General features: G+C 28.2%; 12 protein-coding genes. 3 read left to right on the top strand and 9 right to left on the bottom strand.

Annotated elements, in window-relative coordinates; all coding sequences use genetic code 11:
- The first annotated feature begins 227 nt into the window (after positions 1-227).
- The gene (locus tag CALAG_RS01415) at positions 228-1,064 is read left to right on the top strand and encodes a hypothetical protein (protein WP_015231969.1); all 837 of its coding nucleotides are present in this window, start codon (positions 228-230) and stop codon (positions 1,062-1,064) included.
- A 13-nt stretch (positions 1,065-1,077) separates the two neighbouring features.
- Here the strand turns inward: CALAG_RS01415 and CALAG_RS01410 are convergent, their stop codons facing one another.
- Together CALAG_RS01410 and CALAG_RS01405 are read right to left on the bottom strand one after the other, a co-directional pair.
- Complete coding sequence (locus tag CALAG_RS01410; RefSeq protein ID WP_015231968.1) at positions 1,078-2,100, bottom strand: zinc-binding dehydrogenase; 1,023 nt, start codon at positions 2,098-2,100, stop codon at positions 1,078-1,080.
- A 46-nt stretch (positions 2,101-2,146) separates the two neighbouring features.
- Entirely contained in the window at positions 2,147-2,911 is a 765-nt protein-coding gene (locus CALAG_RS01405) for a metallophosphoesterase family protein (RefSeq protein WP_015231967.1), read from the bottom strand.
- Positions 2,912-3,134: 223 nt separating this feature from the next.
- On the opposite strand from CALAG_RS01405, the gene lysS reads away from it, so the two are divergent.
- Positions 3,135-4,622, top strand: a complete 1,488-nt coding sequence (gene lysS, locus CALAG_RS01400; RefSeq protein ID WP_015231966.1) for a lysine--tRNA ligase — start codon at positions 3,135-3,137, stop codon at positions 4,620-4,622.
- Here the strand turns inward: lysS and CALAG_RS01395 are convergent, their stop codons facing one another.
- From CALAG_RS01395 to CALAG_RS01380, 4 genes are read right to left on the bottom strand one after another with little or no spacing between them, the layout of a single operon-like run.
- On the bottom strand, positions 4,623-5,720 hold the full coding sequence (locus tag CALAG_RS01395; protein ID WP_048816660.1) for an MFS transporter: 1,098 nt from the start codon (positions 5,718-5,720) through the stop codon (positions 4,623-4,625).
- Between the two features lie 5 nt (positions 5,721-5,725).
- Positions 5,726-6,847: an MFS transporter gene (locus CALAG_RS01390; RefSeq protein WP_015231964.1), complete on the bottom strand. Its 1,122-nt coding sequence runs from the start codon at positions 6,845-6,847 to the stop codon at positions 5,726-5,728.
- Between the two features lie 4 nt (positions 6,848-6,851).
- The gene (locus tag CALAG_RS01385; RefSeq protein ID WP_048816659.1) at positions 6,852-7,904 is read right to left on the bottom strand and encodes a glycosyltransferase family 4 protein; all 1,053 of its coding nucleotides are present in this window, start codon (positions 7,902-7,904) and stop codon (positions 6,852-6,854) included.
- On the bottom strand, positions 7,904-9,187 hold the full coding sequence (locus tag CALAG_RS01380; RefSeq protein WP_015231962.1) for an NAD-dependent epimerase/dehydratase family protein: 1,284 nt from the start codon (positions 9,185-9,187) through the stop codon (positions 7,904-7,906). Before CALAG_RS01380 ends, CALAG_RS01385 begins: the two co-directional genes overlap by 1 nt.
- Before the next feature lie 335 nt (positions 9,188-9,522).
- On the opposite strand from CALAG_RS01380, the gene CALAG_RS01375 reads away from it, so the two are divergent.
- On the top strand, positions 9,523-10,428 hold the full coding sequence (locus tag CALAG_RS01375) for a pirin family protein (RefSeq protein ID WP_015231961.1): 906 nt from the start codon (positions 9,523-9,525) through the stop codon (positions 10,426-10,428).
- A 265-nt stretch (positions 10,429-10,693) separates the two neighbouring features.
- Here CALAG_RS01375 and sso10a read toward each other — a convergent pair whose 3' ends face one another.
- The 3 genes from sso10a to CALAG_RS01360 form a co-directional block, all read right to left on the bottom strand.
- A complete protein-coding gene (gene sso10a, locus CALAG_RS01370; protein ID WP_015231960.1) occupies positions 10,694-10,978 on the bottom strand; it encodes an Sso10a family chromatin protein in 285 nt (94 codons plus the stop codon).
- On the bottom strand, positions 10,956-11,639 hold the full coding sequence (locus CALAG_RS01365; protein ID WP_015231959.1) for a hypothetical protein: 684 nt from the start codon (positions 11,637-11,639) through the stop codon (positions 10,956-10,958). Before CALAG_RS01365 ends, sso10a begins: the two co-directional genes overlap by 23 nt.
- A gap of 93 nt (positions 11,640-11,732) precedes the next feature.
- On the bottom strand, positions 11,733-13,436 hold the full coding sequence (locus tag CALAG_RS01360) for a glutamate--tRNA ligase (RefSeq protein ID WP_015231958.1): 1,704 nt from the start codon (positions 13,434-13,436) through the stop codon (positions 11,733-11,735).
- Between the last annotated feature and the right edge of the window lie 10 nt (positions 13,437-13,446).

Here is a 13,446-nt window from a genome sequence, read left to right as displayed (position 1 = left end):
TAATTTTACATTAATTTAAAGCTTAGGATGAATAATTTGTTTGACAATATTTTTATAAGTAATTGTTTCCCATATCAGATGATAACTGGAATTTTTATTATCTTCACTCTTCTAAAGCCTTGAAATCATAATTCATTCTATGTTATAACCTATTATAAAGCTAGATCTTAATCGTTTATACTTTAAGTATATAAAAATTTTTTCTCATTTAATATATGGGGAAAGTTTTGAAAATCGAACTAAAAGATTCAAAAATATTTATTGATGAAAAAGAGTGTTGTAAAATTAACATAGAGGAAAAGGAAATTAATGTTATTGGTAACCCGGAATATAATTTTGTTATAAAGCTAGGGTTTAGAGGATATAAAATATATCAAGATAATATTTTAGTTGGCAAAGGAAAAGGTTTAATTCTTTCCTATAAATCTGAAACTCTTAAGCCTGATAAAAAATCTGAATTATTAACACTAGACTTAATGTATGGTAATGATATTGTTATTTTAGATAAATATAATTCTTCTGTTGGTACTCTAAGATTAGATAATGGTAAATTGATAGCAAATTTTGATTTTCATTATTTAACCTTTGGAATAATTTATTTGTCTTATTTATTCGGGGCAATGAATAATACAATTAATGCAATGCCTAAAAATAATTTTGAAAAACCTTTATTATCTATTAGAACTAGCAAATCTTATATGAAAATTTCATTATTATTATTTGCAATATTATTTATAATTGTGGTTTTCATATCATATTTTTCCATAATATTAGCTTACATAGTTGCATTGTTTTTATTAATGGTTCCTTTAATATCAAGGGTCTTCTCTGCTAATAATTTTATTAACTTTTATAATGATCATCTTGAAATTATCAATGATCTTTCAAATAGGAAATTGATAATATATTATTCAGATATAAATGAAATAAAAAATTATAAAAAAGGATTTTTGATTTACTTAAGTAACCCTATCTTGGAAAAGAAAGAAATATTTATACAATACAATCCTAAAATTAATAATATGCCTTTATCAGAATTTCTTCGTAAAAAAATTAACAAATAATTCAATTTTTCCTTTATTTAATTCTGACCGATATCTTGCCTATGATATCATTATTTTCTATAATTTTGTGTCCTTCTTTTACATATTCTAAATTAACCGTTTTTGATATATAAGGTTCTATTTCTCCATTTTCCACATATTTTATTGCATTTTTAAGTTCTAGCTTTGATGAATTATGGGTTCCATAAATCTCTAGATGCTTTAAATAGAACTTTTGCCAATTTATTGCAAATGTGTTACCACCAAGAAATCCAAATATCACTATTTTTCCATTAGTTTTTGTCACATCTAATGAAGTCTGTAATGTTGGATTAATAATATAATCAACAACAATATCAACACCATTTTTATTTGTTAATTCTAAAACTCTGTTTTTTACATCTTCTTCAGTACTTACAATAACATAATCTGCACCTATCGATTTCAGTATTTTTGCTTTCTCAACACTTCTTGTAGTAGCTATAGTCTTTGCTCCAAATAATTTTGCAATTTTAATTGAGAACATGCCAACCCCTCCAGAAGCACCATGAATTAATACGAAATCATCTTTCTTAATCTTTCCTATTGTTACTAATGATGTCCAAGCAATTGATAATGATAAAGGGGAGACACCTAGCTTTTCTCCATCACCCTTAACCTTAATTAAGGTTTTTGAAGGAACTTTAATTAATTCTGCATGTGCTCCATTTATATGAAATCCAATCATCTTCCATTGGTTACACATGTTTTCTTTTCCTTGTAAGCAAAAATCGCAATGGCCGCAGCCATATACAGTATTAGCTATAACAAAATCTCCAGGACTTATGTCAGAATTGTCATCAATATCTATAACCTTCCCATATAAATCTACTCCGGGTATGTGAGGAAGTGGAATATTTATTCCAGGATAACCTTTTCTTATCAATGTATCCATTCTGTTTATTGATGAATATTCCACTTTAATTAATGCTTCTCCTCTATTTATTTTAGGATCTTCAAATTCTCCATATTTTAAAACATCGATATCTCCATGGGAATTGAAATATATTGCTCTCATTTTCAACTCCTAATTTATACACTATTAAGTGGTTAAAATTCTTATCTCATTTCTTCATCAATACAGATCCATTAATGAACATGTATTTTAGATGAGTTAGGTAAGGATTAGGTATCTTTAGATCCTCTAGATTTCTTATTACTTTATCTACATTATACTTTATTCTTTTTAAAATTATGTTTTTTGTTTCAGTATCAATGATAGCATAAGCTGCTCTATAATCATTATCTCTTGGTTCTCCTGCACTACCAGGATTTATTATAATGCTATTATTAATTTTCTTCATAAATTGATAATGAGTATGGCCAATTAGATAAATATCATAAGCTAATTTTGGGGTTTTATTTTCATCACTTTTTAATCTTAATTCTTTATATAACATTTTAGTTATGTTATCATCACTAAGCCAAGGATAAAGGTATCCATATAAAGGATTCGATGGGGATCCATGAGTTAATAATCCTTTACCAAACCCATCTATATCAATTTCAAGTTTAATCTTAAAATTTTTAAGATAATCTATTTGAGACCTATTCACCATCTTTTTTGTATAATTCTCTCTAAAATAAACACTGATCCAATGCGTTGCTTCGCCACACATGCAGTCAATATTATAAATTAATGCATTATCATGGTTTCCTAAAACTGATTTAGCTCCAAGTTCTTTTAATTTATCTATTACTTCTGCAGGTTTTGGTCCATAATCAACTGCATCTCCTAAAAATAATACTTCATCGAAATTTTCATTTTTTACTATTTCATTAAAAGGTTCTATGTTTCCATGTATATCGCTTATTAATAATATTTTCATTCTATTATCAAGTTATGGTTATTTGATTATGATTAATAAATTTTCATATAGATTTTGGTTATAGTTATTATATTATTTAATTTAATATTATTTTAATATTTCAGCAATAAGTTAGATTGTAACAATTATCCTTTTTTCTTTTTATAACAATAGAATTACTCTTCATTAGATAAAATTAAAGCTTATAATATTAAAAAGATTAATTTGAATAGGTGAAAATTAAGTGGAATGGGATGAAGAAAGACTTAAAATTTTAAAGGAATTAAGATCCAAAGGTATAAATCCATATCCACAAAAATTTGAATTTACTCATACTATAGCTCAAGTCATAGAAGAAGCAAATAAATCAAATAAAAAAACACATGAACCTTTCTTATTTAACATATCTACAGTAGGCAGGGTAGGCAATGTTAGAAGGCATGGAAAAGCTTCATTTATTGATATTTTTGATGAAGGAGAAAAATTGCAGTTATATGCAAGAGTTAACGAATTAGGAGAAGAAAGATATAACGAATTTATTCATATTATTGGGAGGGGGGATATAATAGGAGTTAAAGGGGATTTATTTTATACAATGAAGGGTGAACTAACATTAAGAATAAAGGATTATACATTATTATCAAAAGCGTTAATTGAACCCCCAGATTGGTCAAAATTAACCCCAGAATTTAGGTATGCACATAGGTATGTGGATTTCTTATATAATAGTGATGCAAGAGAATTAATGTTAAAAAGATTTAACATTATTCAACAAATAAGATCTTATTTATATAAACAAGGATTTATGGAAGTTGAAACACCTGTATTACAGCCTGTTTACGGAGGGGCATTAGCAAAACCATTTAAATCTCATGTAAATGCATTAAATGAAGATTGGTATTTGAGAATATCATTAGAACTTTATTTAAAAAGATACATAGTTGGAGGCTTTAATAAGGTATTTGAAATAGGCAAAGTATTTAGAAATGAGGATATAGATGTTACGCATAACCCAGAATATACGCTAATGGAACTTTATTGGGCGTATGCAGACTATAAAGACATAATGAATCTAACAGAAAATCTTATTAGGGAAGTTGCTAGAAGTGTTTTGAAAGAACCAAAAATCAAAAAGGTAATAAATGGCAAAGAATATGAAATAGATTTAGATAAACCATTTAATAAAGTCACTATGTATGATGCATTGTCAAATGCTATTGGTAAAAATATAGAGACTGTAAGCGATGATGAACTTAAAAGAATGTTGGATGAAATAGGTCAAAAACCAAGAGGTAATTTATACATAAGGGGATTTATGATAGAAAAACTATTTGATAAATTGGTTGCAGATAATATTATAGAACCAACATTTATACTCGATTATCCAATTGAAACGACACCATTGTGCAAGCCTCATAGAAGTAAACCTGGTTTAGTTGAGAGATTCGAATTATATGCAGTTGGAATGGAATTGGCCAATGCATATACAGAGCTTAATGATCCAGTTTTACAAGATGAATTATTCAAAAAGGAAATGGAAATGATGAAAAGAGGTGATGAAGAAGCGCATCCATATGACTTTGATTTTGTAAGAGCCTTAAGCTATGGCATGCCTCCCACAGGAGGAGTTGGGATTGGAATAGATAGACTCGTTATGCTATTAACTGGAGTTTATAGCATTAAAGAGATAATACCATATCCAATGATAAGTTATAAGTTAATAGAGGAATAATTATTTAATTTTTAATAATAATAGCAAAACTAATCCAATTAATGTGGAAGAAAATAAATAGATTCCACTAATAAATATACCTTTTATTAATATAAGAGAAAATACAATGCCTCCTAATAATCCGGCTATTGCCTTTCCTGTATACAATATACCATTATTTGAGGTTGAGTATTTAGCCCCAAAAACATCTCCTATCAGTGAAAAATAAAGAGGAATTAAAGCACCATCAAATAACCCAATTATTATAGCTGAAATAAATATTTGATTTATTGATAACAAAATACTGCCGATAATGACTAAAATAATTGATATCATTAAAGTCATATATCTTCCTAGCTTATCTGATATTAATCCTATTATAGGTCTTCCCACTCCACTCATAAATGCAAAAGCACTTATAAGAACGGCTAGCAATTCAATATTTTCCTCTCTAGAAATAAAAGACAACGCGCTTGACATAGACAATAAAGGTACTACAGAGAAAATATATGAAAAATAGATTAACCACCACTTCCTAGTAGTAATAACGATACTTGGCTTTAAGCCAGAAATACCCTTAGTGGGATATTCTGAAAAATAAAGAAGTATTGGTAAAACGATTAGTTCACTCAAGCCTATTATTAATGAAGGTTCTCTAAAAGATTTTGATGATATTATGAAAGGGTTAGCAATTGTTGCACCTAAACCAAATCCAAAAGAAACTAATCCGGTTGCAAACCCTCTTTTTTCTTGGTACCATTTAACTGCTAAGTTTGATGCTATCATATATAATATGCCTTCACCAGAGCTTCCCAAAGACCAAAACAAATAAAATGAAATCAAGTTTTTGCTTAGATATATACCTAAAAAACCCAATGATGACAAAATTGAGGAAAATATACCTATAAGCTTTGGACCTTTTATATCAGCTATGTAGCCGCCTATTACTTGAGAGATAGTTGAAAATATTGTAAACAATGTAAATGCAAATGCTATTTGATCAATGCTGGCATTTAATCCTTTTGCTAATAAGGGAGATAATGCATTCCATGAATATTGATACAATGAATTGAAGCACATTACTATTATTCCAATTGTTAAAAATAGACTCTTTTTCAAATCTCTCACACCTTACTATTATAAGCAAGCAAATAGAAAATTAAAAGCAAAATTGGAATTGGCAATGTAAATAAAAATAATTTGCTTATATTAAAGTAAGTAATAATTGTTAAAGCAATTAATGGCGATAGAAATTCTCCAGCTCCAGAAGATGTAGAAAAAATCATATTACCGATAACAACATTATTTTTATCTAAAGAGTTAAACGCCTTATACAAAAAGGAAGGATATAAAACTGAATGCGGTATTGAAAATAATAAAAGTCCAGTAATATTTAATATTAAATTATTTGTATTTAAAAAAATAAATATCAATGGAAGTATAGCAATTGCTAATATTTCCATTTTAATTAAACCCTTTTCGTTGATTTTTATTAATGCAAATCTTATTAATGATGATAAAATAAATAATAAAAAAAGGGAAATCATTACTAAATTTGGCTTTAAACCTATTGTTTTTGTTTCATATATTCCCCAGTATGAAATTATTAAGGGCAATATTAGAGAATAAATGAAATTAAAGGTTAAATATTTTAAAAATTTTTTGTTTTGGATTATTGAAAATAAATTATTTATTTTAAATTTTATATTAATATCTATAGGATTATATTTATTTTTAAGAGTAAAAATCAATGGACTTACTAATAAAAGAATTGTAGAAATAAATATGAACTTAAATGATAAATATGTTAAGATTATTGATGAAAATAAAGTGCCAAGTATAAGACCCATTGATAAGGCAAACGAGTAAAGACCGATACCTTCAAACTTATTGTTTGCCTGGTGCATTGAAGGCGCTAGTAATATGGATATTGAGCCTAGTCCTACCCCTATTAATATTATTGAGATGTATATTTGAAAATAATTATTATTAAAAACTAAAAATAAGAATCCTAGAGATGTTAATGAAAAGCTTATTATTAGAAAATTATGTATTTTTTTAAAATATATTGAAAATAAGGATCCTACTCCATTGGATATCCATAACAATGCTATCGCTATAGAAATAAGTTTTGATGATGCTATGAATGAATTAATATATAAAGGAATTACAGATTGAGCTATTATAGAAGAAAATCTTACAATTGATGTTGATAAGAACAAAAAGCCTATGTTATTCCTTCTCATAAAGTTAAAACCCTGATATTACATTTTCATAAACCTTAATCAATTCATTTCCTATTATTACCGGATCATGTCTTTCTTTAATAGCTTGTACGCTGTTTTCTGAAAAAGATTTTCTAATATTCTCATTGGTAATTAAAACAGAAATATATTTTTCATATTCCTCTTCATAGTTGCCAACAAATCCGTTATTTCCATGAGTAATTGTCTCATTTATAGAATTTATGTTAGATGACACAACAGGTATTCCATACGACATTGATTCTAATATTGTCAGAGCATAAGCATCGTATCTAGTGGGTAAAAATGTTATATCAGATAGTGGCATTATTTTGTTATAAAGTTCATCATCGCTCAGTTTTTCATAGTGATAAATATTTTTATGGTTATTAACAATTTTCTTTATATTCCCAGGTATAGGACCTACATAAAACAGATTTATATTATCAAATTCCTTTGCAAGCTTTAAAAATACTTTTAATGCTATATCTCCCCCCTTTCTAATGAAATCTCTTCCTATAAACAATATGTTAATATCTCTATGATTAATCCTTTTTTCTGAATTTATTTGCATTGGTGGAGGTATTACAACAACTTTTGATGAATCAACTCCATCTTTAATAAAGCCTTTTCTTGCCCATTCGGACCATGTTATAATAGCTCTGCAAGGTGATGAATTTAAATAATATGTTAGGAAATCGAGAGCTACGTTATACGTAAATCCCTTACCTCCATAATATTGATCTAAAAATTGGCTCGGACTCTCATCATTTTCATGAACCCATGGTTTTGAATATAAATAAAAGTTCCAGAAGAATGAATGGATTATTTTCTCATCTTTAGGGATAGGTTGAGATATACCCTTTAAAATTAATCGCGATAAGGTAGCAATCATAGTATCTTTATTATATTCATATTGGGATGCTTTTTTAAATGGTGGAATAATATCATAAAATATTGTATATTCTATGTTATTTGGATGAAACTTATATCTAAGATATGGGCCTCTTCTTAATCTATTTGTTCTACCATCTATTTCTGATACTAACATTACTTTCATCATATATCGCCTAATGAAACCTCTATTGAAGGTGCAAAGTACTTCAAAATTTCTGACCTGCTTAATACTTTCATATATTGCTCTGGCATTGGGAAAATTGAAGATTTCATATCTTTGAGATTTTTCCATTTTACTGTAGGATAAATAAGATCTTTAGCATATTCAGCTCTATATTTATATTTTATCACAGTTTCAAATATTTCTCTTATTACATCTTTTATATTCTTCTTTCTGTAAAATCCCAAAGATGGTAATATTTTATGTTCTACAGCATAAAAATGATCTTCAGCCTCGACTCTTGGATTTTCTATTGTCCTTATCTTTGGTTTTATTCCAAACTCATTAGCTATTTCAATGACTTTTTCTGCAAGTTCTGTTGTATTATATATTTCATCCAATTGATTGACAACTCTGTATTGCCCTTCTTTAGGTGGGTTTTCTAACAATAAAGTTAATGCGTTTATGCTATCATATAATGATAAAAATCCTCTAGTTTGCTTCCCTTTTCCATATAAAAGTAATTCATTCAATACAACTGCTTGAACAACATATTTGTTAATAACAGTACCCCATGTAGAATCAAAATCAAATCTTGTCTCCAACGCCTCATTAACTATTTCATCAGTTCTTGTTCCATAAACTACACCTTGCATTACATCTGTTGCCCTAATTCCATGTAGCTTATTGGATAAAATCAAGTTATATGTGTCAAAAATTTTTGTTAAATGATAATAGCTTTGGCCCATTCTTGGAAACATCACTTTGGTTTTTCTGTTTTTATATTCTATTTCTATATCTCCTTCAGTTATTTCAATATTAGGAGTTCCATATTCTCCCATCGAACCCATCTTGAGTAAATGAGCTCCTGGGGTATGCCTTATCATAGAGAACATTATGTTTAAGTTTGCAACTACGTTATTAACTTCAGTATATAATACATGTTCTTGATCAATCATACTAAATGGTGCACTTCTCTGCTGAGCTAGATGTACGACAGCCTCAGGCTTATATTTTGAAATTAAGTGATCAACTTGTTCAGGATCCCTTGCATCTACAGGCTCAAAAATTAAATTATCTTTACCAAAAGTTTCTTCATAAGCCTTCAGTCTTTCTGACATAGATTTTATGGGTGTTAATGAATCAGATTTAACTGATTTTACTAATGCTCTAGTAGAAAAATTATCAGCTAATATTATTGGTATATCATACTTTACTCCTAAATGTAATGCTAATGGCCATCCTATATAACCATCAGCCCCAAATATTATTATTGGTCCTTTCATTATTTTGCTCCCAGAATAGTTGTTAAATATATCAAATTTATACTAGTCAGTACAGGTAGTATAGACAAAGCGTCTATCCTAATCCTGTTATCCATAATAGTTTTTATTGATAATAAAAAGTTTATAAATTATATAATAAATTATTAAGAGTTAAAAACGAATTATTTGTAAAATTCTTTGTAATTTTCTTTAGAGCATTTAATATTCACTTTTATAATTTTATTTTAATTCAAACCTAAATAAGATTAATAGGTCTTTAAAAGTAGACTTCTAAAATTATTACAAAGTTTTAAAAACACTGGTTGTATAAGTGAAAATGATTTTAGGTGAACTCAATGGAGAGAAAAAGAATAAACATAATATATACAGCTAAAGAAACCTATGATGGAGCTGGAGTTAAATTAAAAAGGGTATTTGGAGGAATGAGATCTGTAACATATACTGATCCTTTTCTTCTTTTGGATAATTTTGGATCGTCTAATCCAGAGGATTATATCATGGGTTTTCCTTGGCACCCTCATAGGGGTATAGAAACTGTAACATATATGCTTAATGGAACTGTGGAGCATGAAGATAGTGAAGGTAATAGGGGCATAATAAGACCCGGAGAAATACAATGGATGACTGCTGGAAGTGGAATATTTCATCAAGAAATGCCAAAACCCTTTGAAGATAGAATTTCATTGCTTAAAGATAATACTGTATCAGGTTTTCAATTATGGATTAACTTACCGGCTAGTTTAAAAATGACAAGACCTGCGTATAGAAGCATAAAACCAGATTCAATTCCTTCAGTAGACTTGGATGAAGGTGGCAAGGTTAAAGTTATTGCAGGTAAGTATAAGAATTATGAAGGTGCATTAAATTATGGGGGGCTAAAGGCATCAAACTATATTGAGCCAATATATATGGATGTTAATTTAGAACCTGAAGCTTCGTTTTCCTATAGTGTAAAGCCTGGATTCAAAGCAATAATTTACCCATTTGTAGGATATGGGTTATTAAATGGAATGAGAATAGATAGCTATAGAGCATATGTACTTTCAGAAGAAGGGGAACAGATTGATGTAAAAGCTGGTGATATGGGGGTTAGGTTTTTGTTATTAGCAGGGAAACCAATAAAGGAAAGAGTAGCTTGGTATGGACCAATAGTAATGAACACGCAAGAACAATTGGAACAGGCATTTTTGGAATTATCTAATGGAACATTCATAAAACATAGAGAACCAGAATTCTTATGATCATATATTATAATACTAATAAGAACTTTTATTAAGAGAAATTGTTGTATTTTGAGCCAACTTTTCCAAAGATATTATGTAATGCACAAACTCTTTCATCTTTAAAGGAAGATTCTCTTAGGATTCATTGGATTTAGATTTACTTTTTTTATTCTTTTTACTTCATAAATAAATACTATCTTTATATTTATTTTACAATTATTCTTCAGTATTTAATCGTGAAAAAACTATAACTAAAGGTCACATCATTTAGACGTTTGGGAATTTAGAGATTAAGACCAAATCCTCTCAAGAATGACTCGATTTTTTTTAATTCTTTAACAAATTCTTTCCCTTTATTAGTTAAAACATAATATCTGCTATCATTATCTACTATTTCATTAATGATTTCCTTTTGTTTTAGCTCATCAATATATTTTAATAATCTATCATATGGAATATTCGCATTATACATAATTCTAGTTAATCTTGCTTTTTCTTCTTTTTCTATCGTTTCTAAGATATCTAAGTATATTTTAACTCTTGATCTATTTTTCTTCTGTTCTACCAATATGACCACTCCTTATTAAAAATATTAATAATGATAGGAATCCAAGAAATTGTATAATATTTGCTATGAAATAATCATCTATTGAAAACATTAATGAAGAAAGTAAATAAGTTATATGAGAGATCAACATTAATGAAAACGCTATTAATACTAGTAATGAAAACGTATTCTTATTCTTCATATGGACCAAATATCCAGTAAAAACGATTAAACTTAGCAGAAAAATAATGATTATTTGAGATGCATCAAATATATATGCACCCAATAAAAAATATTCCCTTTTTTTAGTAAATATTATTGAAATTAAAGCCTCTCCAGAATTCCAATAAGCTTTTTTGGAATAGCCAACACTTATTATTATGTAAGCTATAACCTGTAATATTAGATACATAACAGATGATATATAAATTGTTTTTATATTTTCAGAAAACCTAGCTATATTAAATGAAAGTAAAATCATTAGAGATCCTTGTATAACTAAACCTAGGCCTAACAATATAAAACCGAAACTTATATAGTTTAAAAGTGATTCTTCTATAATTTTGCTATACTTGAAAGAAACATAACTAACTGATAGTGCAACAATACCACTAATTAGATACAAAATGGCATTTATGTTTAGGTATATTATTTGATTGCCCAAACCTGCCTGAGGTATCAATTTTTCTCCTACCTATAATTAGAATATAGAATTATTAAAATTTAATTTGAAAGTTTTCCTTTATATATCTATTAATATTTATGAAAATAGTTGTTATTTGTGAGTCAAAAATCCAACTAATGGATCAATGCTATCAATTATTATAAATCCGAACCTCAAAAATTGAAGTCTGGCATTTTTATTGTAATTGATTATATAATTTTCTACTACCCCATTGTAGTCTTTGAATTGAAGTCCTTCTGGTTCCCTAATTAGCATTTTTTTAGAATCTTTAGCTAAAACCCAATGAATTATTTGTAACTTTTCTTTTCTAGCATCTTGTATATCCTTGCTCACGAATTTTAATACACCATCTTTATGTTCATAGTTTCCTAATTCCATAAGTCTAAACCTTTTCAATTTTAAATCATTTTCATCAATGTATACTTCATCACCATTGCATACCTTTATTATTCTATATTTTTCCGGTTTATCTGGATGCAATGGAATTTTGGCTTCAATACATGAAGGCTGCTCAACAGTTATTTTTACTGGATTAGCGACAAACATAAGTCTATCAGCCATGGGGTCCAGCTTCTTCCTATTTACGGAAGCTAAATTTGTCCAACTTAATTTTGCATCTCCTATTTTTATTCCAACTTCTAATATAACTTCTTTTATTGATTCTGGTAGGATCCCCCTTCTTCTTAACCCTGAAATTGTCCCAAATCTTGGATCATCATATCCTAAGAAATTTCCTGGATTTTCTGACATGATTTTTCTTATATAACTTTTGCTCATTATAAAGCCTTCTAGCTTTAATCTTCCAAAGTGAATGTAGTTAGGCATATTCCAATTCATGCATTTATATACATATTCTTGTTTCATTGTGTTAAGCTCATGTTCTTTACCCCTTAATACATGAGTTATACCCAATAAATGATCATCAACGCTAACTGCAAAGTTATATGTTGGCCATAATACATATTTATCTCCTACAATTGGATGTGGATGAGATGATGTATCTATTATTCTGAATGCTATCCAATCTCTTATACTTGGGTTTGGATGATTAACATCTGTTTTAATTCTTAATACTGCTTCTCCTTCCTTGTAATAATTTCCTAGCATTTTTTCAAATTCTTCCATATTTTCTTCTGGACTTGATTTTCTATTTGGAGGTGCGATACCATTAGAAAGTAACTTTTTACCTTCATCCCCAGATTTATCTACATATGCACAACCTTTTTTTATCATCTCCTTTGCTACTTCATAAAAAATATCAAGTCTTTTGCTTTGTATGTATTCTTCATCAGGTTTTACTCCTAGCCATTTTAGGTCCTCCCTTATTAAATCATACGCCTCCTTTATTGGAGTTTTTGTTCTAGGGTCTGTATCTTCAAATCTTAATATCATTTTCCCATTATACATTTTTGCATATTCATAACTTAATATTGCCGGTCTTGCATTACCAATATGGATAACGAAATCAGGATTTGGTGCAAACCTTGTTACAACTTTTCCAATTTCAGCATTAGGTAAAGGCGGTAATGTTTTTTCTTCTATTTTCTCTTTCTTTTTAGATTCTATCTTTAATCCTAAGGATTCTATTTCTTTCTTCTGTTCTTCTAAGCTCATCTTGTTAACTTTTTCTATATACAGGCTAACCAATTTTGATATTTCTTTTGCTTTTTGTCTTAAATCGCTTCTTTCCCCTAATATCATTGACATAACGCTATTCGTTTGTGCCTTACCATTATGTTCAATTGCATTTAGTAAAGTATATTTCCAAACTAAACTTTCTAACTCCTCGCTCAATTTTTGCTTC

It is taken from the genome of Caldisphaera lagunensis DSM 15908, assembly GCF_000317795.1.
GTDB classification, from domain to species: Archaea; Thermoproteota; Thermoprotei_A; order Sulfolobales; family Acidilobaceae; genus Caldisphaera; species Caldisphaera lagunensis.
The sequence above is the reverse complement of the archived record's forward strand: the minus strand, read 5'-3'. Positions and strand labels throughout refer to the sequence as shown.

Bases quoted from the DNA above. Each gene is read 5' to 3' on its own strand.
- CALAG_RS01380 (WP_015231962.1), bottom strand. From the start codon at position 9,187: ATGAAAGGACCAATAATAATATTTGGGGCTGATGGTTATATAGGATGG.
- CALAG_RS01385 (WP_048816659.1), bottom strand. From the start codon at position 7,904: ATGAAAGTAATGTTAGTATCAGAAATAGATGGTAGAACAAATAGATTA.
- CALAG_RS01390 (WP_015231964.1), bottom strand. From the start codon at position 6,847: ATGAGAAGGAATAACATAGGCTTTTTGTTCTTATCAACATCAATTGTA.
- CALAG_RS01375 (WP_015231961.1), top strand. From the start codon at position 9,523: ATGGAGAGAAAAAGAATAAACATAATATATACAGCTAAAGAAACCTAT.
- CALAG_RS01410 (WP_015231968.1), bottom strand. From the start codon at position 2,100: ATGAGAGCAATATATTTCAATTCCCATGGAGATATCGATGTTTTAAAA.
- CALAG_RS01405 (WP_015231967.1), bottom strand. From the start codon at position 2,911: ATGAAAATATTATTAATAAGCGATATACATGGAAACATAGAACCTTTT.